This is a genomic window from Nonomuraea sp. NPDC049784 (assembly GCF_040659615.1).
Taxonomy (GTDB): domain Bacteria; phylum Actinomycetota; class Actinomycetes; order Streptosporangiales; family Streptosporangiaceae; genus Nonomuraea.
The window spans coordinates 1-25,700 of the sequence record NZ_JBFAMX010000051.1; the positions used below are offsets into that span (position 1 = coordinate 1).

The window sequence follows — 25,700 nt, forward strand, 5'->3', positions numbered from 1 at the left end:
GGCTCGAGCGGGCCGCGTGCGCCAGCCGTCCACGCCAGCATCTCCAGGCACTGGGGGAGGCCCCACCGGTCGTCGGCGGCGCTCCAGACGGCGGCCACCTCCCGCATCCTGGCCTCGGTCCGCTGGCAGTCGCCCTGCTCCCAGCAGGCCATGGCGACCGCGAACAGTCCGTACGCGCGGAAGAGCGACGCGTTGCGCTCCTCACACAACCTCACGAGGTCCTCACCGTACGCGGCGGCCCGGTCCGGGCTCATGGTGGCGGAGAAGAGGGCGGCCATGTACAGGGTGACCCCCACAGCGTGGACGTCGCCTCTCGCCCAGTGACGGGTGAGGGCCTCCTCCAGGAGCGCGAGCCCGCCCTCCGCGTCGCCCTCGGACAACGCCGAAACGCCGGATAGCTGGACGGCGAACGCGAGCGCCGCGTCGTCCTTCAGCTGCCGGGCGAGCGCCGAGCACTCCCGCGTGTCGGCTGCCGCCACCGGATCGCCCTGGTAGTGGGCGAGCACACCGTCGGCCCACAAGCCCATCACCCTGGTGAGGCTCGGTCCGGGCACGAGCGTGAGGCCGCGTCTCAGCCAGTGCCGGCCCTCACTGAGAGCACCCGCGACGAGCCAGTTGGCCCACAGCGCAGAGGCGATCTCCAAGCCGGCGGGGGCGTCCTCTGGCCGGCTGAAGCAGAGATCGAGAGCGACCCGCACGTTGGGAAGCTCAGGCTTGAACGTCCGGAGGTTATCGATCTGGCCGGGATCCACCTGGTCCACGCGCAGTCGCGCCGCCAGCCGGCGATAGTGATCGATGTAGCGCTCGCGCAGCGCCTCCGCGTCCGCGGTGGGCAGCTGTTCGCGGCCGTACGCGCGGACGGTCTCCAGCATGCGGCAGCGGACTCCAGTGCCGCGCTGCTCCGCTCCGCACAGGATGGACTTGTCCCGAGCCCGGCCATCAGATCCAGCACGTCCTCGCGTGCCAGACCCTGTCCGGGGCAGACGGCCTCCGCGGTCTCCAGATCCACACCCCCTGGGAACATCGACAACCGCTCCCACAGCCGTCGCTCGCCGGACGAGCACAGCCCGAAGCTCCACTCCATGGTCGCCCGCAGGGTCTGGTGGCGTGCCGGCGTGCCGGGGCCGACCTCGGCGGCTACTTCCAGGCGCTCGTCGAGCTCGTTCACGAGATCTTCCACCGATGTCGTACGCAGCCGTACCGCCGCCAGCTCGATGGCCAGCGGAATACCGTCCAGGCGCCGGGCCAGCCGAGCGACCGCCTGGGCATTGGCCGCGTCGATGAGGAAGCCCGGACGGATCGTCGCCGCCCGCTTCGCGAAGAGGCGTACGGCGTCGCTCCGAGCGATGTCGTGGGTACTGTCGCCGGGCTGCGGGATCGGCAGTGACGGCACAGGCAGCACCTGCTCCCCGTACACCCCGAGCGACTGGCGGCTGGTGGCCAGGATCTGCAGGCGCGAGGTGCCGCGCAGGAGCCGGTGCACCAGTCGAGCGCACGCGCCGCGCAGATGCTCGCAGTTGTCCAGCACCAGCAGCAGCTGTTTGTCCGCCAGATGCTCTATCAGCAGGGCCACGAGGTCCGGTGTGGTGTCACGGATTCCCAGCGAGGCGGCCACGGCTGGGGCCAGCAGGTCCTCGTCGTCGATGGTGGCCAGCTCCACCAGCCGGACTCCGTCGCGGTACCTGTGCGGCACGATCTCGCCGACACGTTGCGCCAGCCGCGTCTTGCCGACCCCGCCCGCGCCGGTCAAGGTCAGCAGGCGGGTCTTGGCCAGGATCCGCCTGACCAGGGAGATCTCGTGGCGTCGTCCGATGAAAGCGGGAGCGTCGGTCTGCTGCCGGTCCGCCACTGGCTGTTCGGCGGCCGCGCCGTTCCGGAGCGTGTCTTTCACGGGCATGCTCACTCGTCCCCGCGAGGCCCCTCGCCAGTGAGGCGGGCCTGCTCGGCGACCCAGCCGACGATCTGGGTCCTGGAGGTGAAGCCGAGTTTGCGCAGGATGTGCTCGGCGTGGCCTTCGACGGTGCGCTGAGCGATCACCAACGCCGCCGCGATCTCCTTGTTCTTCATGCCTCGGGCGATGAGCCCGGCGATCTCCATCTCCCGTGGAGTGAGCGGCGAGCCGTGGCTCGCCTCACCGGATCGGCCAGGGGACGGCGCTTCCTCCATGAGGGCGTAAGCGAGCACCTCGCCAGGCGAGCGCCTGGCGCCTCGCTTGACGGCTGTCCGGAAGGCCTGCTCGCCGAGGACACGACGCGTACGGATCTCGCATTCGTCGTGATATCGGATGAGATGGCCGAATCCCAGTAGTGGCGCGCCGATCGCCTCCCAGACGTTGCGCAGGATGCCCAGCAGCTCGCCGGTCCTCGCGTACTCCTCTTGTGAGGCGGCGATCCAGGCCAGCACCTCGATCGTGACCCCGACTCCGACCAAGTCGTCCAGCGCGTGGAAGACGCGCAGGCTCTCCTGCTCCAAGGCGGTCCCGCGCCGCGTGTCGCCCTGGCGCCAGAGCTCGATGCCGAGCGTCGTCATCGTGTACGCCCTGTGCCAGCTCTCGCCATGAGCGTCGCAGATGGCGATGCTCTCCTCGGCGGCGGCGACGGCGCGTTCCGAGTCGCCGAGGAACGAGTGCGCGAGGGAGAGCCAGGTCAGCGCCTGGACTTCGCCCGCGGGGTCACCGCCGGCGCGATGATGGGTCACCGCCTCCTCGAAGGATCTGACAGCCGATGCGGTGTCTCCCTGGTGCATGGCGACCATTCCGGAGTAGAGCGCGACGTAGCCGAGCACCGGTTCCAGCCTGAGTTTCTCGCCGAGCGTTCTGCTCTCGGCCAGCAACCCGATGGCCGAGGCCTCATCGCCCTGAATGATGGCGAGCCGGCCGCATGCCCACAACGCCCTGGCCCTGACCTCGGAACGGCCGATAGGGTGCGCGAGTCCCTGTTCGAGCCAGTTGCGCCCTTCGCTCAGGTGGCTGCTGGTGATCCAGTGGTAGAGCAGGTCGCTCGCCATGTCTAGGCAGAGCCCGGCGTGCTCGGCGTGGCAGTATTCCAGGGCGGTGCGCAGGTTGGGATGCTCGACGCGCAGCCGGGTCAGCAGCTTGACCTGCGCCGGGCCGAACAGCTGCGCCTGCGCCTCGTGCGAGAGCTGCCGGTAGTAGTCGCGGTACCGGCGTTTCAGCTCCTCCTCCTGCCCGGAGGCCACGAGCCGCTCACGCCCGTACTGCCGGATCGTGTCCAGCAGCCGGTATCGCACTCCGTACCGATGGTCCTCCCGGATCAGGACGGACTTCTCCACCAGGCCGATCACCAGGTCGATGATCTCATCGCGGGCGATGCCGTCCCCGGCGCAGACCGCTTCGGCCGCCTCCAGATCCAGGCTGCCGGTGAAGACTGAGAGGCGTGCCCACAGCAGGCGCTCCAGCTCGGTGCAGAGCCCGTGACTCCAGTCGATCAGGGCGCGGAGCGTCCGGTGGCGAGACGCGGTGGTGCTCGATCCCGCGCTGAGCAGCCGGAAGAGATCGTCCAGCCGGTCGAGCAATTGGTGAACCGAGAGCGCGCGCAGTGGCACGACGGCGAGCTCGATGCCGAGTGGCAGTCCGTCCAGGCGGCGGCAGATCCGCTCGACGATGTCCCGGTTCTCGTCCGTGACGGTGAAGCCGGGCCTGACGGCCGCGGCCCGGTCGGCGAAGAGCCGCACCGCGTCGGCCATGGGGGACGGCGTGCCGTGCGGGAATTCGCGGCTTGGCAGCGGCAGCGTCGGCACCGCGAACATCTGCTCGCTGGTGATTCCCAGTGGCTGCCGGCTGGTGGCCAGGATGCGCAGCTCCGGGGCGGAGCACAGCAGCGTCTGGGCCATCACGGCGGACTCGTCGAGAACGTGCTCGCAATTGTCCAGGACGACCAGCGTCCGCTGCTCGCGCAGGTGCTCGGTGAGCACCTGCATGGGCGGCTGGGCGGAGTGATCCTGAATCTTCAGTGCGGCGACCACAGCCTGAGGCAGCAATGCCGGGTTGTCCAGTTCGGCGAGCTCGACCAGCCAGACCCCGTCCGGGAACGCCCGCCGCAGGTGAGCTGCTACGCGCAGGGCCAGCCGGGTCTTGCCCACGCCGCCGGGCCCGGTGAGGGTCACCATGCGGGCGTCGGACAGCAGACGCTTGACTGTCGCCACTTCGTGCTGCCGCCCGATGAAACTGGTCACCTCAGCGGGCAGCCCGCTGGCGTACGTTTGCGCCGAGGTGCGCGGTGTGACAATGGTCATCGATGCCTCGCATCGGCTCGAGCAAAGTCGGTCACCATCGCCGACATGAGCCGATGTAACTAACTTATGCCCATGGCGGGCGCTACCTCCCGGACACTATGCCTGGTCATCGCGGCAAATCGGCCTCGCGTACCGAATCATTGGCAACCCATGGCAACACCGGTCTCGCACATGAAACAGATTTTGCCGACGGCTTGCCCGGCGTCCGTCCGGGCCGTCGTGTTCACGCGGCGGCGGCCACGATGCGGCGGACGATCTCCCGGGCGATGAGCTCCGGCGAGCCCGAGGTGGTGATGCGCGTCCGGCCGCCCCCGGGCGTGAACGTGCTGGAGCCGTCCACCCCCACCGTCACCCGCCCCTCCGGGCTGAACCCGAACAGGCCGGGCACCAGCATCGTCAGCACCGTGATCGGGTCGTGCGGGCTGTTCCACTGCTCGTTCCAGAACCGCCACCACTGCTCGATCTCCGCCTTCAGGGCCTCCCCCAGCGCCCCGGCCCCCGCGATGGCGGCCACGTCCGCGGCGTCCATCCGGACCGTGGTGGTGATCTCCAGCCCGGTGACCGTGATCGGCGCTCCGGAGCCGAAGACGATGGCCGCCGCCTCCGGGTCGCTCTTCAGGTTGTGCTCAGGCTCGGGACCGTCGAAGCGGCCTCCCATGATCCAGAGGTGCCGTACGTCCCGGGCGAAGGACGGGGAGGCCGTGATCGCGTGGGCGATGTCGGTGAGGGGCCCGACCGCCACCACGTCCACCTGGCCGGGCGCGCGGCTCACCTGATCCACCAGGTACGCCGTCGCATCCCCCTGGTCCACCGGCTCCGTGTCCAGGTCCGTGAAGAGCCTGCCTTCGTGGCCCGCCCACCAGACTGGGCGGTCCGTCAGCGTCTTGCCGGCCCCCGGGACGACGGTCAGGGACCGGTCCGCGAGGCCTGCCAGCCGCTTGGCCAGGCGCGCCCGCAGCAGCGTGTCACCGTAGACGGTGGTGCAGCCGACCAGGTCCACCTCCGGCGACCCGAGCAGGACGGCGAGCGCCAGCGCGTCGTCGACGTCGGTGCCGATGTCGGTGTCGAAGATGACGCGCATGGTCGAAGTATTCATGTTGACTCCGCGCACCGACAATCCCTCATCTCCTCTTGACCGGCCCCGTGAAGGCGTCTACATATATATTCAATCTCCAATATCCATTCGCTCCTCGAGAGGTGAGTGTGAAGGCCACGATCACGGCGCTCATCGCGACGGCGCTCGCCTTATCCCCCATCACCCCGGCCACTGCTTCCCCGGGATCGGAGGTCCGGTTCTCGGTGCCCGGTCAGGCGAGGGGGACCTGTGTCGACGCGCCCTTGAAGATCACCTTCCCGGTGCCTCCCACGCTCGGCTCGTCCGGCGCGATCGAGGTGCGCCGTGCCGACGGCACGCTGGTCGATCGCGTCGAGGCCGCCGCGGCCAAGGCCGACAAGAAGAACATCGGCGCCGCGCTCTCGGACGGGGGGCTGCCGCACGACTTCTCGTACGAATCGATCATGATCGATGGCAACACGGCCGGCATCTACCTGCACCGGCAGCTCGAGTACGGGCAGGAGTACTACGTCACCGTCGAACCGGGCGTGTTCACGGGGTTCGACGGAGTGCGGGAGCCTGGTACGTGGGAGTTCAAAACCCGGAAGCGAGGGGCTCAGGGCCGGCATCTGACGGTTTCCGGAAACGGGACCGGTGAATTCTGCACCGTGCAGGGCGCCATCGACGCCGTTCCGAACGGCAACCAGGAGCCCGTGACCATCGACGTGCGGCCCGGCGTCTACACCGAGATCGTCTACGTACGCGAGGACCGCCCGCACATCACCGTGCGCGGCGCCGGCGCCGGGCGGACCGTGATCCAGTACGCCAACAACGACCTGCGCAACGGCGACAAGGCGCTGAGCAACGGCGGCCCGGCGGATGTGTGCCCGCGCCGCGTGCTGGAGACCTCGGACCTGCACAACTGCTGGCGGTCGATGTTCGGGGTGGACGCGTCCGACTTCCGGATCCAGGACCTCACGCTGCACAACACGACACCCGACGGCGGCTCGCAGGCCGAGGCGTTCAGGGGCAACAACGAGCGGATCGCGCTCGAGCGCGTGGACCTGCGCAGCCACCAGGACACGCTGCGCCTTCAGGGCAAGGGCTTCGTCACCGGCAGCCGGATCAGCGGCGACACCGACTTCGTGTGGGGCACCGGCACGGTGTTCATCCAGGACTCGGTGCTGGAGTCCACGGACGCCGGTTACATCTCCCAGAGCCGGAACGACGAGACGCGGCCGGGAGCGGTGTTCGTCCGCACCAAGCTGACGCGGGCCGCCGGCGTGCCCGACGGCTCGGTGGTGCTGAGCCGCAGCGCCGTGTGGCGGTTCACGCACAGCCAGGCGGTCTTCATCGACACCAGGATGGACGGCCACATCGCCCCCGCCGGCTGGGCGATCGACCCGAACGACTGCGCGCAGGCGCAGGCCGCGTCCTTCTGGGAGTACGGCAGCACCGACCTGACCACCGGTCGCGCGATCGACACGTCGCAGCGGCTGGCCTGCTCACGCCAGCTGACGGCGGCCGAGGCGAAGCAGTGGAGCGACCCCTCATTCGTCCTCGGCGGATGGGATCCCGAGCCGGGGCGGCGTTGAGATCACGGAAGTTGACGTTGTGAAGGGAACGGAATGGACAGGTTAGCGAGCAGGCGCACCATGCTGGGCGGGGTGCTGGGCGGCATCGGCGCGGCGGCCGTCGCGGTTTCCACAGCGGGTCCCGCCGCGGCGGCGAATGGCCCCGGCGAAAGAGCGGGCGCGCAGGGAAGCAAGGGGGCGCCGCGGCCGGTGGCGCCGGTCAACCAGGAGATCGCGGCCAAGTTCGGACCCGAGTACAAGACCCTGCCCGCCGCCGTGGCAGGCGTGGACATCGAGCCGCTGATCGGCATCAACTCCGCCGCCGACATCGCCGCCAAGCGCAAGGCCATGATCGACTACATCTGGAAGGACGCGGGTCAGCCCAAGACGCTGCCCACGGTCGAGACCGGCGTGACCGTACCCGACTTCGCCTCACTGACCGGGGTACGCAGGATCGACCGCCTGACGGTCCCCTTGCGCTACCAGGTCTCCGCCAAGGTGTACGACATCGTCCCGCACCGCGCCTGGAACCGGCGCCTGGCGCTCTACCACAACGGGCACGGCGAGCCGTTCGACACCATGCTCCGCACCGTCCAGCCCCTGCTCGACCGCGGCTACCGGGTGATGGCGTACGCGATGCCGTTCCAGCACTGGAACCAGCAGCAGATCGCCGACCCCGCCGACCCGGCGAAGCTCCTGCCCAACCCCTCCCACCGCGAGCTGCCACCCTGGGAGAGCGCCGAGTTCTCGACGTTGACCTTCTTCCTGGAGCCGCTCACGGTCTCGCTCAACTACGCGCAGGCCACGTACCAGCCCAAAACCGTGGAGATGATCGGCCTGTCGGGCGGCGGCTGGACGACGACGGTGTTCTCGGCGCTCGACCCGCGCGTCACCCGCAGCTACCCCACGGCGGGGTCGCTGCCGTTCTTCCTGCGTCCCGCCTCTCCCAAGCCGCGCCCCACGACCGGCGACTTCGAACAGACCAAGGACGCGCTGCCCGGCTTCTACGCGTCCGCCACCGCTGACGACTATCTCGACATGTACGTGCTGGCTTCCGTCGGGCCGGGGCGCGGGCAGCTGCAGATACTCAACCGGTTCGACGAGTGCTGCTTCAACGGGGTCGGGCACCGCGTCTACCAGGCTCCGGTGCGCGACCGGGTCACGCTGCTCGCCGGCGGGCGGCCCGAGCAGGGGCGGTGGGACCTGCTGGAAGACGCGACGCACGACGACCACACCATTTCACCGTACGCGCTGTCCGTCATCCTCTGGGATCTTGACACGACAAATGTCACAACATAATATCGGAATATAGATGCATACTTGAATGGATATGCAATGACGAGTAGGACCTTTTCCCACCGGCGCAGGGTGATCGTCAACAGCGACGCCAAAAACGAGGCGGACGACCAATTCGCCATCGTGCACGCGCTGCTTTCACCGAGCCTCGACATTCGCGGACTGGTCGCCGCGCATTTCGGTAACCGCCGCACCCGGTCGAGCCTGGAGGAAAGCCGGGCGGAAATCGACCTGCTGCTGCGGCTGATGAAGCTCGACGGCACGGTCAGGGTCGAGGACGGCGCGCCGTACGCGCTGCCCGACGTGGGCACGCCGGTCCGTTCGCCAGGCGCGGAGCTGATCGTCGAGGAGGCCATGCGCGAGGTGCCCGAGCCGCTCTACGTGGCCTTCCTCGGCCCGCTGACCGACATGGCCGCGGCCCTGCTCATCGAGCCGCGCATCGCCGAGCGGGACGTGACCGTCATCTGGATCGGCGGCGGCGGGTACGACGGCCGCGGCGGCTCGCCAGCCAGACCCGAGTTCAACCTGTCCAACGACATCGTGGCGGCCAACATCGTGTTCTCCTCGGCTCTGCGGGTCTGGCAGATCCCGGCGCCGACGTACCGGATGACGGCCGTCGGATACGCCGAGCTCGACGCGAAGGTCGCGCCCTGCGGCGAGATCGGCGAATACCTCGTGCGCCAGCTCGTCGAATGGAACGAGCGGCACCACGGCGGGTCGATCGAGTTCCGCGTGCTGGGCGACTCCCCCGCGATCGGGCTGATGCTCCACCCCGACTGCGGGACGTGGGTGGAGCGGCCGGCGCCGAACTTCCGCCACGACGGATCCCACGACTTCTCCATCGCGAACCGGCCGATCCGCACCTATGACTCGATCGACGCCCGGTTCATCCACGAGGACTTTTTCGCGAAACTGCGGGCCTTCTCCGGACGCCAGGCGGGGCCGTGAAGGAGGCGTCAATGCCGGAAGGGGGCGATGTCACATGAGTCTGCCGACAGGTGTATGGTCCCGCCGGGAGCTGTCCGGGCTGCCACGACAGAGCCGGCCCTGCGCACCCGGCCTATCATCGTGCGAGCGTCGCCGCGCGCTAGCAAAATGGCACTCAGCAGTGGCCCGGGCTCGCCACCGGACCAGCAGAAGCGGCGGAGCCGAATCGGAGGCCAGCGATCGTGGGAGCTGAGAGTCAGTTCGAGAAGGGCCGCTCTGGCAGCGAGCCCTTGAGGTTCAGCGGTCGCCGGCTCAGCCAGGAGTCGGAGCGTATGCGGCTCCTGGTGCGGGTCGCCCGGCTCTACCACGAGCACGGGGTGCGCCAGCCGCAGATCGCCGCGCAGCTGCGCATCTCGCAGCCTCGGGTGTCGCGGCTGCTCAAGGAGGCCGCGGAGATCGGCATCGTACGCACGGTGGTCGTGGTGCCCAGCGGTGTGCACGCGCTGCTGGAGGAGGACCTCGAGCGCAAGTACGGCGTGGAGCAGATCATCGTCGTGGACGCCGCCGGCGACAACCACGACGTGGTGGCCGCGCTGGGCTCGGCCGGGGCGACGTACCTCGACGCGACCCTGATCGGCGGCGAGCACCTCGGCATCTCCTCCTGGAGCGCCAGCCTGCTGGCCACGGTGGAGGCCATGCAGCGCCGGCCGGTGCGCGTGGCGGAGGAGGTCGTCCAGCTCATCGGCGGGGTGGGCAAGGGGTCCGCCCAGGTCCAGGCCACCCGCCTGGCCGCCCACCTGGCCGACCTCACCGGCGCCGAACCCGTCTTCCTGCCCGCACCCGGCCTCGTCGGCTCGGCGATGGCCCTTCAGGCGCTGTCGGACGACCAAGTGGTACGCCAGGTGGTGGACGCCTGGTCGCGGCTGACCACCGTACTCGTGGGGATCGGGAGCCTGGATCCGTCGCCGTTGCTGCGTGACAGCGGCAACGCCATCACGGAGGAGGACTTCGAGACGCTGCGGGGGTTGGGGGCGGTGGGCGACGTGTGCCTGCGCTTCTTCGACGCCGAGGGGCGGCTGGTCGACTCGCCTCTGGAGGAACGCATCCTGGGCATCCCGGCCGCCGACCTGCTCCGGGTGCCCCGGCGGATCGCCATCGCGGGGGGACGCCGGAAGACCGCGGCGATCCGGGCTGCGCTTCGCGGGGGTTGGGTGAACACGCTCATCACGGATGTGGGCGTGGCTGAACAACTCCTCAAGGAGTCAACGACCCAGGACTAAAGCCCTGGGCTTGCGCCTCGCGGTCCGGGCTGGCTGACCGGCTCGGGGCGCACTGAGCCCGCTGGCACGAACTCGTTGGGCATGTTGACGAATGCCCATACCGCGCTCGCCCGCCGGGAGACGTTGAGCGCGGCGATGTGATCGGCCGGTCCAGCGAACCCGCACGACCCGCAACGAGTCGAGAGCGTGGCCCGCTGGGATGGCCAAAGCCGTACCCGGTCGCGGATCCCCGCCAGTTCTTCGACGGCGATCCCGCGTCCGGTGCGCTGCGCATCGGCCACGATCTCGTTGGCGATCACATGGTTGGTGTTGGCGGCGAAACGGCGTTCCCGCTTGGCCCGCCGTTTCAGCTTGCGGCGGGCGGACTCGGAAAGATCGACTTGCCACCCCGAACGCGCACAGGTCGAACGAGCGACCCCACCGAACAGCACCTTCGCCGACAACCCCGGCCCTAACAGGCTTCAGGGCGCCAGGGAGGGGGTGGTTTACCTCATTCTCTGGCTGCGTTGGAAAGCGCTCTTGACAGTCACAACAGTGTCGTTCACGATGTGATGAATCCACTCCATTCATGGCTGAATAAAAATTCTCACCTAGCGACAGCGTGGTCCGGAGTCGTGCCGAAGGACGGCACAGCCCTGTCTATTCGGGCGGAAAGAGAGCGTTTCCCATGACCGAGGCTCTTGGCTTCGATCGCCAGCAATCAGAATTCAGTCGCCGGGATTTCGTGCGCTCCGCGGCGCTGGTCACACCCGCCGTGGCGTGGGGCGACATGTCCGGCACAGCCGCCGCGGAGGTCACCCCCGCCCAGAGCGTCCAGGCCGCCTCGGCAAAGGCAGTGCCCGCCTTTCCCGGAGCCGAGGGCGCCGGGATGTACACCACCGGCGGACGCGGCGGCGCCGTGTACGAGGTGACCACACTCGACGACTCGGGGCCCGGGTCGCTGCGGGAGGCGGTGGCGAAGTCCGACGGGACGGTGGTCTTCCGGGTCTCCGGGAACATCAAGATCAAGGGCGGCCTCGACATCACCGGCTCCAACCTGACCATCGCCGGTCAGACCGCCCCCGGCCACGGCATCTGCGTCACCGGCAACGAGACGCAGATCAAGGGCGACAACATCATCATCCGCTACCTGCGCTTCCGCGGCGGCGACGAGCTGGGCACCCCCATCGACACGTTCGGCGCCCGCGACGTGCGGGACATCATCATCGACCACTGCTCCTTCAGCTGGGGCGTGGACGAGTGCTTCTCCGTGTACGGCAACACGAACGTGACCGTCCAGTGGTGCATCATCTCCGAGGGCCTGACCAACTCGGTGCACGACAAGGGACGCCACGGCATGGGCGGCCTGTGGGGCGGCGACACCATCACGTACCACCACAACCTGTTGGTCCACCAGAACGCCCGCAACCCCCGGTTCAGCTTCACCGAAGGCATGAACATGGTGGTCGACCACCGCAACAACGTGATCTACAACCACGGGATCACGTCGTGCTACGGCGGTGAGTGGTCGAACGGCGTCAACATGATCGGCAACTACTACAAGCCGGGCCCCAACACGCTGCCCCCGATCGCCCGGGAGATCGTGGCGCCGGGCCGGTTCGGGCAGTGGCACGTCAGCGGCAACGAGATCGAGGGCCACCCCGACGTGACCGCCGACAACACGCGTGGCATCACCTACCCGGTCGGCGGCATCACGCTGCTGCCCAAGCCCGTGGAGTTCGAGAACGGCATCACCGCGCAGACGCCCGCCGAGGCGTACGCGACCGTGCTCGACCAGGTCGGCGCGATATTACCCCGACGGGACGCCATCGACGCCCGGCTGATCAACGAGGTGCGCACCGGCACCGGCCGGCACATCAACTCCCAGAAGGACGTCGGCGGTTTCGTGCCGCTGGCCTCCGACCCGGCGCCCGCCGACAGCGACCACGACGGCATACCGGACGACTGGGAGCGCGCGCAGGGGCTGAACCCCGAGAGCGCCGACGACCGCAACGCCGTGGACTCCAGCGGCTACACCAACCTCGAGCGGTACCTGAACTCCATCCAGCGGACCGGCAGCCGCAACCCCGAGGTCGCGATCACGCAGCCCACGACGGACCAGGTGGTCAAGGCCGGCCAGAACGTGACCGTGCAGGCGAGCGCGAAGGCCCTCGACCAGGCCTCCATCGCCAAGGTCGAGTTCTTCCACAGCGACCAGAAGATCGGCGAGGCCACCTCGGCGCCGTATCAGGTGACCTGGGCGGGCGTGGAGGACGGGTCGTATTACCTGACCGCCAGGGCCACCGACAGCACCGGGTCCGCGACAGCCTCGTCGCTGGTGCCCATCCACGTCAACCAGGCCGGCGGCACCGCCCCCTGGAAGGCCCAGGACATCGGCGACGTGCCCATCCCCGGGCACACCGCGCTGAAAGAAGACGGCGCGATCACGGTCAAGGGCTCGGGGAAGATCGCCGGGTGGAAGGACTCCTTCCACTTCGCCTACCAGGCCGTCGGGTTCAGCAAGCGCGGCGAGGTCATCGAGATCAGCGCCCGGATCGACGAGATCAGCAGGGAACACGTCGAGGCCGTCGCCGGCCTGATGGTGCGCCAGGACCTCGCGCCGAACTCGCCGTTCATGCTGGCCGCGCTCGGCTGGTCGGAGGACGGCAAGCGCGCCAAGGCCATCAGGGTTGCCGACCACGGCACGCAGGCCAGCGTCGGGCTCTATCCGGCCCTCGCGGACAAGCCCCTCGACAAGGGCAAGCAGTACTGGCTCCGCCTGGTCTGCCGCAGTCTGGTGACCGGCGGCGACAACGAGTTCGAGGCCTTCATCTCCACGGACACGCTGAACTGGACGCGCATCGGCTACGAGCGCATCTCCATGCGGACCGGCCGGTTCTACATCGGCCTCGCGGTCGACGGGAACCAGGAGGCGAACGCCGTACACGCCTACACCTCGGCCACGTTCAGCCAGGTGAAGGTCAATCGTTAGAACGGGAGCACCCCAATGACACACGAACCGTTGACGAGGAGGAACCTGCTCCGCGGCGGAGGCCTTCTCCTCCTGACGACCGCCACCGGATGCAGCTTCTTCGACACCAGCCCCGACACGGGCGGCGCCGCGCAGGCCGCCGACCTGTCAGCCAAGGAGGCCCCCGCGCTGGCCCAGCTGGTCAAGAGCGGCAAGCTGCCGCCGCTCGAGCAGCGCCTGCCGAAGAACCCCCTCGTCGTCACGCCGCTGAAGGAAGCGGGCAAGTACGGCGGCACCTGGGCCTCGGCCATCGTCGGCGAGGACGACATCGACTGGCTGACCAGCACCCTCGGGTACGAGCCGCTCGTCAGGCTCAAGCCCGGCACGAACGGCCAGAAGGGCCCCGACGACATCGTGCCCAACGTGGCCGAGTTCGAGGTCAAGGACGACGGCCGGGAGTACGTCTTCCGCCTCCGCGAGGGCCTCAAGTGGTCGGACGGCCAGCCGTGCACCGCCGACGACATGATGTTCGCCTTCGAGGACGTGGCGGCCTACCACGACCTGCACACCACCGGCATCTACGACCTCTACCTGGAGAACGGCAGCACCACCGAACGGGTGAAGGTCGAGAAGGTGGACGAGCGGACCGTCCGGTACGTCTACAAGGAGCCCAAGGCGGGCTTCCTGTTCCAGATCGCCGTGGCGACGTTCGAGCGGCCAGGTGCGAACGGGTTCCTGCTGCCCAAGCACTACCTCAAGCAGTTCCACAAGAAGTACAACCCGGACGCCGACGAGGTGGCGAAGGAGGCGCAGCTCGAGGACTGGACACAGCTGTTCATGCAGAAGCAGGACTTCTGGCACAACGCCGACCAGCCCACTCTGCACGCCTGGAAGGTGAGCAACGCGATCGGCAAGGGGACGGCGCTGGTGGCCGAGCGCAACCCGTACTACTGGAAGGTCGACCAGCAGGGTCGCCAGCTCCCGTACATCGACCGGTTCAGGGCGGAGATCCTCAACGACGTCCAGGTCGAGCTGCTGAAGATCATGAACGGCGAGCTCGGCATGCAGCTGCGTAACTTCAACACGCCGGAGAACAAGCCGCTGGTGGCGCAGAACGCGGCCAAGGGCAAGTACCGGCTGTTCGACGTGGCGAGCCGGCTGAGCAACACGATGATCATCCAGTTCAACCAGACGATCGCGGACGACGGCCTGCGCGAGCTGTTCAGGAACAAGGACTTCAGGATCGGGCTGTCGTACGCGATCAACCGCAAGGAGATCATCGACGGCGTGTACGCGGGCCAGGGCGAGCCGTGGCAGGGTGCCCCGTCCAAGCGCAACGTGGTCTACAACGAGACGTTCGCCAAGCAGTACACCGAGTTCGACGCCGCGAAGGCGAACGAGCACCTGGACAAGGCCGGGCTGACCAAGAAGGACGCCGACGGCAAGCGCCTGGGCCCCGACGGCAAGCCGCTGGTCGTCACGATCATGGCCAGCACCGAGTTCCCGCACCACACCGCGGCGCTGGAGTTCGTGAAGAAGGGCTGGGAGGCGGTCGGGGTCGGGCTCCGGGTGGACCCGGTCGCGGACACGCTGTTCACCGAGCGCTCGATGGCGAACCAGCCGCAGGCCTCGACGTACACCTGCAGCGACTTCGACATCATCACGGGCACCGGCGGCGACCACTACTACGTGCCGAGCAACAACGGCAGCGCGCGCTACGGCATCCGCTGGGCGCAGTGGTACAGCAGCAACGGCAAGTCCGGCGACGAGCCGCCCAAGGAGGTCCGCGACCAGCTCGAGGCGTTCACCGCGATGCGCACCGAGTACGACTCCACCAAGGCGATCGAGTCCGCCAAGAAGGTCGTGGAGATAGCGTCGCAGCAGTTCTACGCGATCGGCATCAGCACGTACCCGGACGAGTACGGCATCGTGTCGAACAGCTTCAAGAACGTGCCCGACTCGATGGCCAGCGCCCAGATCACACCCGGGCCGACCCAGCCCGAGCAGTACTCCCTCTGAGGGGCCGACGTGCTTGGTTACTTGGGCCGCCGCCTGGTGTACGTGGTGGTGACGCTCTGTGCGATCTCGATCGTCACGTTCGTCATCATCAACCTGCCGCCGGGCGACTACGTCTCGACGCTCGTCGCGAACGCGCAGTCGGGCGGCGAGAACATCCCCCCGGCGGAGATCGCCAACCTCAGGCACCGGTACGGCCTGGACCAGCCGCTCGTGGTGCAGTACTGGGGCTGGATCACGGCGATCATCTTCCACGGCGACTTTGGTCAATCGTTTGCCTGGAACCAGGCGGTCTCCACGCTCATCGGCGAGCGGATCGCCCTGTCGGCGGTGTTGTCGATCAGCTCGCTGCTCATGGTCTGGGCGATCGCGTTCCCGATCGGCATCTACAGCGCGGTCAAGCAGTACTCGTGGGGCGACTACACGGCGAGCTTCTTCGGGTTCATCGGCATGGCGGTCCCGGAGTTCATGCTGGCGCTGGTCCTCATGTACGTGGGCTTACGCTACTTCGGCCAGAGCGTGGGCGGCCTGTTCTCCCCCGAGTTCCAGGACGCGTCCTGGAACCTGGGCAAGGTCCTCGACCTGCTGAGCCACCTGTGGGTGCCGATCGTGGTGATCGGCGTGTCGGGCACCGCGGGCATGATCCGGGTCACTCGGGCGAACCTGCTGGACGAGCTCTACCGGCCCTACGTGCACACCGCCAGGGCCAAGGGCCTGCCTGAGTGGAAGCTGCTCCTGAAGTACCCGGTGCGGATGTCGCTCAGCCCGTTCTTCAGCACGGTCGGCTGGCTGCTGCCCGGCCTGATCGGCGGGGAGACGATCGTGTCGGTGGTCATGAGCCTGCCGACCGGCGGCCCGCTGCTGCTGCGCGGCGTCATGAACCAGGACATGTACCTGGTCGGCAGCTTCATCATGATCCTCAGCACGCTGACCGTGATCGGGACCCTGCTGAGCGACCTGGCGCTGGCGTGGTGGGATCCGCGAATCCGCAAACGGTACAAGAGAGAGTAGCGCCGCATGTTCCTCAGGCGACCGACCAAAGAAGTGGGAACGCTGCCGCAGTGGCGGCTGATGTGGCGGCAGTTCCGCAAGCACCGGCTCGCGCTGGCCGGCATGGCCATCCTGGTGCCGGTGTACTTCGTGGCGATCTTCGCGGAATTCTTCGGGCCGATGTCCAGCTCGACCGCGAACACGTCCATGACGTACGCACCGCCGCAGGTGCTGCGCTACTCGGGTGACCTCGGCCTGTACGTGCAGGGTTACCGGACCGAGCGCGACCCCAAGACGTACGAGCAGCGCTACACCGAGGACCCCGGCAAGCGGACCGACGTCGGGCTGATCGTGCACGGCGACGAGTACAAGCTGTTCGGCCTGATCCCGTCGGACATCCACCTCATCGGCCCGGTCACCAAGGGCGAGCCGGTCTTCCTGCTGGGCTCCGACCAGAACGGGCGCGACCTGCTGTCCAGGCTCATCCACGGGGCCCGGGTGTCGTTGTCGATCGGCCTGGTCGGCGTGGCGGCGAGCTTCTTACTCGGCATGCTCATAGGCGGTATATCCGGATATTTCGGCGGCGGCGTGGACAACACGGTGCAGCGGGTGATCGAGTTCCTCATCGCGATCCCGACGCTGCCGCTGTGGATGGCGCTCTCGGCCGCGCTCCCGACCGACTGGGGGCCGCTGACCAGGTATTTCGCGATCACGGTGATCCTTTCGCTGATCGGGTGGACCGGGCTGGCGAGAGACGTGCGCGGGCGGTTCCTGTCGCTGCGCGAGGAGGACTTCGTCATGGCCGCCCGGCTGGACGGCGTGGGCCGGCTGTCGATCATCTTCCGGCACATGATCCCGTCGTTCGCCAGCCACATCATCGCGTCGCTGTCGCTGGCCATCCCGGGCATGATCCTCGGCGAGACGAGCCTGAGCTTCCTCGGGCTCGGCCTGCAGGCGCCCGCGGTGAGCTGGGGCGTGCTGCTCGAGGGCGCCCAGAACGTCCGCGTGGTCGCGAACGCGCCCTGGCTGCTCGCGCCGGGCGTCGCGGTGGTCGTGGTCGTGGTGGCGATGAATTTCTTCGGTGACGGCTTGCGTGACGCCGCCGATCCGTACGGAGCGGCGAGCCGAGCCCGGAGAAAGAAGCCCTTCTGGCGTAACCGCGGAGGGCGACAGTGAGCGCGACCATCAGCACAGCAACAGGGGGGCTCGGCGTGGCCGCAGACGACGTGCTGCTTGAGATCGAGGACCTGCGTACCCACTTCCTGCTGGACGACGGCGTGGTGTGCGCCGTGGACGGCGTGGACCTGCGGGTGCGCAAGGGCGAGACGCTGGCCATCGTCGGCGAGTCCGGCTGCGGGAAGAGCGTCATGGCGCGCTCGATCCTGCGCCTGGTGGACCCGCCGGGCCACATCGAAGGCGGGCGGATCACCCTGCACCGCGAGGGCGGCCCCGTCGAGCTGGTCGGCGCGGACCGCAAGCTGCTGCGGCAGATCAGGTGGCGGGACATCGCGATGGTCTTCCAGGAGCCGATGGCGTCGCTGAGCCTGGTGCACACGATCGGCAGCCAGATCGTCGAGGCGGTCCGGCTGCACGAGAACGTCGGCAAGGCCGCCGCCCGGCAGCGCGCGATCGAGATGCTCGACCGGGTCGGCATCCCCATGCCGCAGCGCCGGGTGGACGCGTACCCGTTCGAGCTCAGCGGCGGGATGCGGCAGCGGGCGATGATCGCGATGGCGTTGTCGTGCCGGCCGAGCCTGCTCATCGCCGACGAGCCGACGACCGCGCTGGACGTGACCACCCAGGCGCAGATCCTGGAGCTGCTGCGCGACCTGCAGGCGGAGTTCGGCATGGCGATCATGCTGATCACGCACGACCTGGGGGTGGCCGCGCAGGTGGCCGACAGCATGGCGGTCATGTACCTGGGCCGGGTCGTCGAGTACGGGGCGGCCGAGCAGGTGCTGGCCGCGCCCCGGCATCCGTACTCGAAGGCGCTGCTGCGCTCGATGCCCCGGCTCGGGCGGGCTTCGCGCACCCGGCTGACGGCGATCAAGGGCATGGTGCCGCCGCCGTTCAACCGCCCGGACGGATGCACGTTCCACCCCCGCTGCGACGCCGTCATGGCCGGGAAGTGCGACACGGTGCCGCCGCGCCGGGTTCCGGTGGGCGACCGCGAGGTCACCTGCCTGCTCTACGAGGAGGAAGCGTGAGCACCGAACTTCTCCTCAGCGTCGAGGGGCTGACCAAGCACTTCCCGATCCGCAGCGGGCTGCTGGGCCGCCAGGTGGGTGCGGTGAAGGCCGTGGACGAGGTGGACCTGACCATCGCGGCGGGCAGCACGCTCGGCCTGGTCGGGGAGTCCGGCTGCGGCAAGACCACGCTCGGCCGCTGCATCGTGCGGGCGCACGACCCGACCGGCGGGCGCATGCTCTACCGGCAGCCGGACGGCTCGGTGATCGACGTGGCCGGGCTGAAGGAGAAGGAGCTCAAGCCGTACCGGGCGCAGGTACGGATGATCTTCCAGGACCCGCACTCCTCGCTCAACCCACGCAAGACCCTGCGCGAGATCATCGGCGAGCCGATGCGCGCGCACGGGTACGGCACGAAAGAGGAGATCCACCAGCGGGTCGGCGAGCTGCTCGACCGGGTGGGCCTGCGCCCCGAGTACGCCAACCGCTACCCGCACGCCTTCAGCGGCGGCGAACGTCAGCGGGTCGGGATCGCGCGGGCGCTGGCCCTGTCGCCCCGGCTGGTGGTGGCAGACGAGGCGGTGAGCGCGCTGGACGTGTCGGTCCGCGCCCAGATCCTGAACCTGCTGACGGACCTGCAGGAGGAGTCGGGCCTGGCCTACCTGTTCGTCAGCCACGACCTGGGCATCATCGAGCACGTCGCGGACGTCGTCGCGGTCATGTACCTGGGCAAGGTCGTCGAGCAGGGCCCCACGGAGGAGCTGTACGCCCGGCCGCGGCACCCGTACACCGAGGCGCTGCTGTCGGCGGTGCCCGACCCCGACCCGGCGGCCAAGCGGCACCGGGAACGGATCAAGCTGCTGGGCGACATCGCCGACCCGGCGCACGTGCCGCCGGGGTGCCCGTTCCATCCGCGCTGCGTGTACGCCAAGGACACCTGCCGTACGGACGCGCCGCCGCTGCGCGAGGTCGGGGGCCGCCGGGTGGCCTGCCACTTCGCGGAGGAGCTGGAGCTGCGCGGTGTGCCCGACCCGGATGTACGCGAGGTGACCGCATGACGGACCCACGTTTCGACGGCATCGTCCGCCCGTCCGCCGTCCTGCCGAACGCGCGCGAGGCGCTGCTGCCCGCGCCTCACGGCCCCGACAACCACGCCGCCAATCTGCTGCGCACGCGCGACGGCGAGCTGCTGTGCACGTGGTTCAGCGGCCCCCAGGAGGGCCATCCCGGCACGAACGTCGTGCTGTCGCGGCTGACCGGCGACCGCTGGGAGCCACCCCGGATCGTCGCCGCCGACCCCGAACGCAGTGAGCAGAACCCGGTGCTGTTCGAGGGTGACGGGCTGGTCTGGCTGCTGCACACCTCCAGCGAGCCGTACGACCAGACGACCGCGCACGTCGTGGCCAGGACCTCCGCGGACGCGGGACGCACGTGGAGCGAGCCCCGCGTGCTCTTCGCCGAGCCCGGGACGTTCGTCCGGCACCCGCCGCTCATCCTGGACGGCGGCGCCTGGCTGCTGCCCGCCTACCACTGCGGGAAATCCGGCGACCGCAGCGTCGTCAAGATCAGCGCGGACGGCGGGCGGACGTGGGACGAGCACGAGGTCCCCGGCAGCCGCGAGCTGGTGCAGATGACCATCGCAGAACGCCCTGACGGCGGGCTCCTCGCGCTGTTCAGGGACCGGAGGGCGGGCCGCATCCACGCCTCGGCCTCCGCCGACGGCCGGACCTGGTCCGCCCCCGAGCGGACCGACCTGCCGAACAACGACTCCTCCGTCCAGCTCACGAGGGTGGATGGAAGGCTCGCGCTCGTCTACAACGACGCGAGCCTGGAGCGCGACCAGTTCAGATGGGTGACCAAGAACGGGCAGCCGCGCAAGAAGGCGCTGCGCACCCCGCTGGTCCTCGCGGTGTCGGAGGACGGCGGCGCCTGCTGGCCGTACCGGCAGGTGCTGCAGGACGCCGACCCCGAGTACTGGCAGAACGAGCTCGGCTACTCCTACCCGAGCGTCATTGACGGCGGCGGCGGGCGCCTCCACGTCGCCTTTTCCTACCTGCGGAAAACCATCAAATACCTGGAGATTGGCCAGCCATGAGATTCAGGCAGAGCATTTTGTACGGCGCGATGGCGGCAGCCGTGGCCGTCCCGTCGTACTTCACCGACGACGGCGGCGGCGAGGTGCGGGTGGAGCCCACCGGCTCCTACGCCTGCCGCCAGGACGTGGCCGCCCCCGACCCGAACGTCCCGAAGGTGCACGCCGCCGCGATCGCGCAGGCGCCGACGGGCGACATCCTGACCGTCTACTACGGCGGCACCTCCGAGGGGGCGCCCAACCAGGCGCTCTACCTGTCGCGCCTGGCGGTGGGCAAGAAGACCTGGTCCGCGCCCGAGGTGGTGTTCGACGAGCCGGGCAAGGCCGACGGCAACCCCGTGCTGTGGTCGGACGGCAAGCGCCTCTACCTGTTCTTCGTGACGATCGAGGGGCACGGCTGGGAACAGGCCCCGATCCGGCTGATCACCTCGGACGACGGCGGCCACACCTGGAGCGATCCGACCTACATCCGCAAGGAGTGGGGGTGGATGGTCGGCACCAACCCGATCCGCATGTCGAACGGCGAGGTGCTGCTGCCGATCTACGACGAGGCCGGGTCGAGCTCGGCCTTCTACGTGTTCAGCCAGGACATGAGCACGTGGAAGGCGTACCCGGAGGAGCACACGAGCTGGATCCGCACGCCGAAGGGCTCGATCCAGCCGACGGTCGTGGAGGTGGAGCCGGGCAAGCTCGTGGCGTACATGCGCACCGGCGACGGCGCGATCTACCAGAGCCAGTCCACCGACTTCGCCCGCACCTGGAGCGCTCCCGTGGCCGAGCCCATCGGGAACCCGAACTCGCGGATCGCCGCGCTCAAGCTGGACGACGGCAAGCTGGTGCTGGCCTACAACCCCTGGGTCCAGCACCGCTCGCCCATGCGGCTGTCGCTGTCCCCGGACAAGGGCCGGACCTGGGAGAACTCGGTCGACGTCGAGGCCCAGTCGGGCCCGCAGTTCACCTACCCGGTGATGACGCAGAGCAGCGACGGCTTCATCCACATGGTCTATTCCTACAACCGCAACAACATCCGGCACGTCGTGTTCAACGAGCAATATCTCCGCGACTCCGTGGGCCTGCTGTCCAACTGGCCCGAGCACACGATCACCGAATTCAAGAACGGCGTGCGCCGCAATGTCGTGCGCCAGTGCAGCTACGCACCTACCAAGGGGGAGACCGAATGAACAAGCAGGTCCGCGGGCTCGCGCTGCTCGCACTCGCTCTGACCGTCACCGCCGTCCCCTCCAACGCGTCGGCGGCCGCCTGCAAGGACGTGCCGAACAAGTACAACAAGCCGTTCAGCGTCTGCGACGACGAGCTGTTCATCTTCGCGGCCAACTACAAGCCGTTCGAGGCCACCACCGCCGACGACACCCGGCAGGCGAGCAAGGTCTTCGACGAGGTCATCGGCAACAAGCTGCGCGCCGCGTTCCCGGACGTCAAGATCAAGTATGCGACGTGGGACTACCCGATCCGCTACGAGGACCTGAAGAAGGCCGGCGTCACCCCCGACATCGTCATCGACGACCCGCGCACCCGCATCGACCGCGACCTCGAGCCGCTGGGCTGGGTCGGCGACCTGACCCCGTCGCTGCAGCAGGCCGGCATCGACCTGAGCAAGCTGAACCAGGCGGCCGTCGAGCTGGTCAAGTCGCGCTCCGACGGCGGCGTCTACGGTGTGCCGCTCTTCATCGACGAGCACGTGCTGCTCTACAACAAGAAGATCTTCGACAAGTTCAAGGTGCCCTACCCCAAGGCCGGCATGACGTACGACGATGCGTACAAGCTGGCCAAGAAGCTGACGCGTGACGACGGGCTGGACCACTACAAGGGCTACATGCAGCACCCCGACCAGTACCTCGACTTCAACCAGCTCGGGCTCTACCCGTTCCAGCCGACGACGAGCGAGGAGCCCAAGCCCGAGGACGTCAAGGTGAGCATCACCGGTGACGGGTGGAAGCAGCAGGTGGAGAGCCTGTACCGGTTCCTGATGATCCCGCGCAACGAGTTCACCACCGTGAACGACTTCATGAAGGGCGACATGGCCAAGCCGGGCCACCTCGCCATGGCGGTGGACACGCTGTCCCGGCTGAACATGTACGCGGGCCGCGAGCTGTTCATCGAGGACGGGGACGAGGAGCAGTTCAAGGAGGACGCGAAGAGCGTCGACATCGGCGTCTCCACGGTGCCGGTGCTCACGACGGGTTCGAAGGCGGTCTACCAGCCGAACGCCCGGGCCGCGTTCATCCCGCCTGCGGCGGCTCACAAGGACCAGGCGCTGCAGGCCGTGAAGTGGCTGGTGTCGGAGGAGGCCCAGACGGAGCTGTCGAAGCAGGGCGTCAAGGCCGTGCTGCAGACCGACGCCGTCGTGTCGAACTTCGGCAAGAGCGTGCCCGAGCTGGCGAACCTCGACACCTCGGCCGTCTACTGGGGCGAGAACGCCACGGTGAAGAACTACCAGAACACCGAGTACTGGGACCTCCCCCTGTGGCAGGTCTTCCGTCAGCACGTCCTGCGGGACGGCATGACCCCCACGCAGTCGCTGACCGTCACCGAACAGGACGGCATCCCCGCCTACATCAAGGCGCAGGCCACAGCTGGGAAGGACTGGTGACCCTTTGACCACCGTGGAACGCTGGGGCGTCCACGAGCTCGAGCTGGCCGGTCCGGCAGGCGGCAACCCCTTCGCGGAGGTCCGCCTGTCGGCCCGGTACCAGTACCGCAACCGCATCGTGGAAGCCGAGGGCTTCTACGACGGTGACGGCGTCTACCGCGTCCGGTTCATGCCGGACGCGGTGGGTCCGTGGAGCTACACGACCGTAAGCAATGTGACCGAGCTGGACGGGCACACGGGCGTCTTCGAGGTATCACCTGCCTCCGAGGGCAACCACGGCCCCGTGCGGGCCTCCGGCATCGACTTCGAGTATGCGGACGGCACGCCGTACCTGCCCTTCGGGACGACCTGCTACCACTGGACGCACGACATGGACGAGGAGCGCGAGCAGCGCACGCTGCGCACGCTCGCGGCCTCGCCGTTCAACAAGCTGCGCATGTGCGTGCTGCCGACCGGCGCGATGATGCCGCCCGAGGTGCCGTTCGCCGGGCATGACCCCGACGGGCTGGACAAGTCCCGGTTCAACCCGGTCTTCTTCCGCCATCTGGAGTCCCGTATCCAGGATCTTCGCGACCTCGGGATCGAGGCCGACGTGATCCTCTTCCATCCGTACGACGGCGGTCTGCGCGGCATCGAGGACATGGGGCGGGAGACCGACCACGCCTACCTCAGGTACGTCATCGCCCGCCTGGCCGCCTACCGCAACGTGTGGTGGTCGGCCGCCAACGAGTACGACTTCAACAAGTCCAAGACCGTCGAGGACTGGGACGACATCCTGCGCACGATCGCGCGGCTGGACCCGTACGAGCACCTGCGCTCGATCCACAACGGGACCCGCATGTACGAGATCGCGACCCTGTACGACTTCACCAAACCCTGGGTGACGCACCAGAGCATCCAGCACTGGGACGTCACCCCGACCGACGAGTGGCTGCGCGCCTGCCCGAAGCCCGTGGTGCTCGACGAGATCTGCTACGAGGGCAACCTCGACAAGCGCTGGGGGAACGTCACCGGCGAGGAGCTGGTGGACCGGTTCTGGGAGGGCATGACGCGCGGCGGCTACGTCGGCCATGGCGAGTCGCTGCTCGGCTTCCAGGAGCGCGCCTGGATCAGCAACGGCGGCGGGCTGTTCGGCGACAGCCCGGCCAGGATCGCCTTCCTGCGGCGCATGGAGGAGAGCCGCGGCGACGCCTTCCTGCGGTACCTGGGGCGGCGGCAGCAGGCCCAGGTGACGGTCGAGCTGCCGGCTGACGGCCCCTACCGGGTGGAGCTGATCGATACCTGGAACATGACGGTCACCCCGGTGGACGGGGAGCACAAGGACCGGGTGCGGGTCGCGCTGCCGCGCCGCCCGTACCTGGCGCTGCGGATGACGAGGGTTTCGCAATGATCATCAAGGGGATGGCGACGACCGCGCTCGCCTGGCACCTGCAGGATGACAAGCGGCGTGCGCACACGCTCGCCACGCTGGAGTCCTCGCCTTTCGACCGGGTGCGGATGGCTGCCCTGGCCGGCCGGTGCACGCTCGACTCGCTGGAGGAGCGGGTGGCGCAGCTGGCCGGGATCGGGGTGACCGCCGAGCTGGTGCTGCTGCATCCGGACGACGGCATCACGGACGTGGCCGCCGCGGCCCGCTGCCTGGAGGAGGTGGTGCCGCGCCTGGCGACGCACCCGAACGTGTGGTGGTCGCTGTCGGCCGACCCGTCGCGCTTTCCCGGCATCTCTGAGCATGGCTGGGTGCACCTGGCCGACTTGGTGGCCGAGGAGGACCCCGGCCACCATCCCTTGTCGATCACCGTCCCGGCCGATTCGCCGCTGTTGTGGAGGCGCGCCTTCACCCACGGCAGCGTGACCGCGCGCAGTCCGCGCGACGCGTGGGTCCAGACCCGGGACCACCACAAGCCGGTCGTCATGGACATGTGCGGTTATGAGGGTGACTCGTCCGATCCGTGGCTGAGCCTGACCCCGCAGGACGTCGTGGCCCAGGCGTGGGATGGGGCGGTGCGGCGGCGGTGTGTGACGCACGGGGAGTCGTACGTGGACGAGGACGGGCTGACCTGGTCGGAGAGCGGCGGGACGCTCGTCGGCGACGCTGTACCGCGGCTGCGGCTGCTGCGGGAGGTGCTCGTCGCCATCCCGGACGAGGCCCGTCACCTCGACCGCGACGCTCCGATGCTCGAGCTGCCCGGGGAGTTCTACCTGGAGTTCTGCGGGGAGCATCGGTTTCCGCAGCGGTCGTACGACGTGCCTGCCGGGCGGTACGAGGTCGAGGTGATCGACACATGGGAGATGACGGTGACTCCGCACGGAGTTCAGGAGGGCCCGACGGTGACGGTCCCGCTGCCCGGGACGGTCGGACAGGCCATTCGGCTGCGGCGGGTGCCGTGACGTCGGTGCGCGAGTCACCGGACCAACGTTCCGGTCATCCGATCCAGTCACCGCATCAACGGTCCAGCGACCGGACCGACGT

General features: G+C 68.6%; 20 protein-coding genes. 15 read left to right on the forward strand and 5 right to left on the reverse strand.

The window, feature by feature from the left end:
• From AB0J09_RS14370 to AB0J09_RS14385, 4 genes are all read right to left on the reverse strand, one after another.
• The coding region (locus AB0J09_RS14370) for a hypothetical protein (RefSeq protein ID WP_360689894.1) at positions 1–554 on the reverse strand (554 nt) is incomplete at its 3' end.
• A gap of 17 nt (positions 555–571) precedes the next feature.
• On the reverse strand, positions 572–1,891 hold the full coding sequence (locus tag AB0J09_RS14375) for an AAA family ATPase (protein WP_360689896.1): 1,320 nt from the start codon (positions 1,889–1,891) through the stop codon (positions 572–574).
• 8 nt (positions 1,892–1,899) lie between these two features.
• Entirely contained in the window at positions 1,900–4,254 is a 2,355-nt protein-coding gene (locus AB0J09_RS14380) for a LuxR C-terminal-related transcriptional regulator (RefSeq protein WP_360689898.1), read from the reverse strand.
• 223 nt (positions 4,255–4,477) lie between these two features.
• Positions 4,478–5,350 carry a nucleoside hydrolase gene (locus AB0J09_RS14385; protein ID WP_360689900.1) on the reverse strand — a complete coding sequence of 291 codons (873 nt, stop codon included), beginning with the start codon at positions 5,348–5,350 and terminating at the stop codon, positions 4,478–4,480.
• Positions 5,351–5,451: 101 nt separating this feature from the next.
• Here AB0J09_RS14385 and AB0J09_RS14390 point away from each other — a divergent pair, with 101 nt between their 5' ends.
• The 4 genes from AB0J09_RS14390 to AB0J09_RS14405 all read left to right on the forward strand — a co-directional run bounded on the left by AB0J09_RS14390 (position 5,452) and on the right by AB0J09_RS14405 (position 10,385).
• Positions 5,452–6,903, forward strand: coding sequence for a pectinesterase family protein (locus tag AB0J09_RS14390; protein ID WP_360689902.1), 1,452 nt, complete (start codon positions 5,452–5,454; stop codon positions 6,901–6,903).
• A 33-nt stretch (positions 6,904–6,936) separates the two neighbouring features.
• Positions 6,937–8,181 carry a hypothetical protein gene (locus AB0J09_RS14395; RefSeq protein WP_360689904.1) on the forward strand — a complete coding sequence of 415 codons (1,245 nt, stop codon included), beginning with the start codon at positions 6,937–6,939 and terminating at the stop codon, positions 8,179–8,181.
• A gap of 36 nt (positions 8,182–8,217) precedes the next feature.
• Positions 8,218–9,126 carry a nucleoside hydrolase gene (locus tag AB0J09_RS14400; protein ID WP_360689906.1) on the forward strand — a complete coding sequence of 303 codons (909 nt, stop codon included), beginning with the start codon at positions 8,218–8,220 and terminating at the stop codon, positions 9,124–9,126.
• A 311-nt stretch (positions 9,127–9,437) separates the two neighbouring features.
• A complete protein-coding gene (locus AB0J09_RS14405; protein WP_360689908.1) occupies positions 9,438–10,385 on the forward strand; it encodes a sugar-binding domain-containing protein in 948 nt (315 codons plus the stop codon).
• Here the strand turns inward: AB0J09_RS14405 and AB0J09_RS14410 are convergent.
• The gene (locus tag AB0J09_RS14410; protein ID WP_360689909.1) at positions 10,382–10,828 is read right to left on the reverse strand and encodes a hypothetical protein; all 447 of its coding nucleotides are present in this window, start codon (positions 10,826–10,828) and stop codon (positions 10,382–10,384) included. The two genes, AB0J09_RS14405 and AB0J09_RS14410, sit on opposite strands and share 4 nt — an antisense overlap.
• Before the next feature lie 224 nt (positions 10,829–11,052).
• Between AB0J09_RS14410 and AB0J09_RS14415 the strand changes: the two genes are divergently transcribed.
• From AB0J09_RS14415 to AB0J09_RS14465, 11 genes are read left to right on the forward strand one after another with little or no spacing between them, the layout of a single operon-like run.
• Positions 11,053–13,356 (forward strand): Ig-like domain-containing protein, encoded by a 2,304-nt coding sequence (locus AB0J09_RS14415; RefSeq protein ID WP_360689911.1) that lies wholly within the window; start codon positions 11,053–11,055, stop codon positions 13,354–13,356.
• Positions 13,357–13,371: 15 nt separating this feature from the next.
• Entirely contained in the window at positions 13,372–15,354 is a 1,983-nt protein-coding gene (locus AB0J09_RS14420; RefSeq protein ID WP_360689913.1) for an ABC transporter substrate-binding protein, read from the forward strand.
• A 9-nt stretch (positions 15,355–15,363) separates the two neighbouring features.
• Positions 15,364–16,362 carry an ABC transporter permease gene (locus AB0J09_RS14425; RefSeq protein ID WP_360689915.1) on the forward strand — a complete coding sequence of 333 codons (999 nt, stop codon included), beginning with the start codon at positions 15,364–15,366 and terminating at the stop codon, positions 16,360–16,362.
• 6 nt (positions 16,363–16,368) lie between these two features.
• Positions 16,369–17,517, forward strand: a complete 1,149-nt coding sequence (locus tag AB0J09_RS14430) for an ABC transporter permease (protein ID WP_360689917.1) — start codon at positions 16,369–16,371, stop codon at positions 17,515–17,517.
• A complete protein-coding gene (locus AB0J09_RS14435; RefSeq protein ID WP_360689919.1) occupies positions 17,514–18,548 on the forward strand; it encodes an ABC transporter ATP-binding protein in 1,035 nt (344 codons plus the stop codon). Before AB0J09_RS14430 ends, AB0J09_RS14435 begins: the two co-directional genes overlap by 4 nt.
• Positions 18,545–19,585: an oligopeptide/dipeptide ABC transporter ATP-binding protein gene (locus AB0J09_RS14440; RefSeq protein WP_360689921.1), complete on the forward strand. Its 1,041-nt coding sequence runs from the start codon at positions 18,545–18,547 to the stop codon at positions 19,583–19,585. The genes AB0J09_RS14435 and AB0J09_RS14440 overlap by 4 nt, the downstream gene beginning before the upstream one ends.
• Positions 19,582–20,622, forward strand: coding sequence for a sialidase family protein (locus tag AB0J09_RS14445; RefSeq protein WP_360689923.1), 1,041 nt, complete (start codon positions 19,582–19,584; stop codon positions 20,620–20,622). The genes AB0J09_RS14440 and AB0J09_RS14445 overlap by 4 nt, the downstream gene beginning before the upstream one ends.
• On the forward strand, positions 20,619–21,800 hold the full coding sequence (locus AB0J09_RS14450) for a sialidase family protein (protein WP_360689925.1): 1,182 nt from the start codon (positions 20,619–20,621) through the stop codon (positions 21,798–21,800). Before AB0J09_RS14445 ends, AB0J09_RS14450 begins: the two co-directional genes overlap by 4 nt.
• Positions 21,797–23,230: an extracellular solute-binding protein gene (locus AB0J09_RS14455; protein ID WP_360689927.1), complete on the forward strand. Its 1,434-nt coding sequence runs from the start codon at positions 21,797–21,799 to the stop codon at positions 23,228–23,230. Before AB0J09_RS14450 ends, AB0J09_RS14455 begins: the two co-directional genes overlap by 4 nt.
• Positions 23,231–23,243: 13 nt before the next feature.
• Positions 23,244–24,620 (forward strand): DUF5060 domain-containing protein, encoded by a 1,377-nt coding sequence (locus AB0J09_RS14460; protein ID WP_360689943.1) that lies wholly within the window; start codon positions 23,244–23,246, stop codon positions 24,618–24,620.
• Entirely contained in the window at positions 24,617–25,618 is a 1,002-nt protein-coding gene (locus AB0J09_RS14465) for a DUF5605 domain-containing protein (protein WP_360689929.1), read from the forward strand. The genes AB0J09_RS14460 and AB0J09_RS14465 overlap by 4 nt, the downstream gene beginning before the upstream one ends.
• Positions 25,619–25,700: the final 82 nt, after the last annotated feature.

Excerpts from the sequence above, each read along its gene's own strand:
- AB0J09_RS14380 (WP_360689898.1), bottom strand. The coding sequence starts at position 4,254 with ATGACCATTGTCACACCGCGCACCTCGGCGCAAACGTACGCCAGCGGG.
- AB0J09_RS14385 (WP_360689900.1), bottom strand. The coding sequence starts at position 5,350 with ATGAATACTTCGACCATGCGCGTCATCTTCGACACCGACATCGGCACC.
- AB0J09_RS14395 (WP_360689904.1), top strand. The coding sequence starts at position 6,937 with ATGGACAGGTTAGCGAGCAGGCGCACCATGCTGGGCGGGGTGCTGGGC.
- AB0J09_RS14400 (WP_360689906.1), top strand. The coding sequence starts at position 8,218 with ATGACGAGTAGGACCTTTTCCCACCGGCGCAGGGTGATCGTCAACAGC.
- AB0J09_RS14405 (WP_360689908.1), top strand. The coding sequence starts at position 9,438 with ATGCGGCTCCTGGTGCGGGTCGCCCGGCTCTACCACGAGCACGGGGTG.
- AB0J09_RS14415 (WP_360689911.1), top strand. The coding sequence starts at position 11,053 with ATGACCGAGGCTCTTGGCTTCGATCGCCAGCAATCAGAATTCAGTCGC.
- AB0J09_RS14420 (WP_360689913.1), top strand. The coding sequence starts at position 13,372 with ATGACACACGAACCGTTGACGAGGAGGAACCTGCTCCGCGGCGGAGGC.
- AB0J09_RS14430 (WP_360689917.1), top strand. The coding sequence starts at position 16,369 with ATGTTCCTCAGGCGACCGACCAAAGAAGTGGGAACGCTGCCGCAGTGG.
- AB0J09_RS14445 (WP_360689923.1), top strand. The coding sequence starts at position 19,582 with ATGACGGACCCACGTTTCGACGGCATCGTCCGCCCGTCCGCCGTCCTG.
- AB0J09_RS14450 (WP_360689925.1), top strand. The coding sequence starts at position 20,619 with ATGAGATTCAGGCAGAGCATTTTGTACGGCGCGATGGCGGCAGCCGTG.
- AB0J09_RS14455 (WP_360689927.1), top strand. The coding sequence starts at position 21,797 with ATGAACAAGCAGGTCCGCGGGCTCGCGCTGCTCGCACTCGCTCTGACC.
- AB0J09_RS14465 (WP_360689929.1), top strand. The coding sequence starts at position 24,617 with ATGATCATCAAGGGGATGGCGACGACCGCGCTCGCCTGGCACCTGCAG.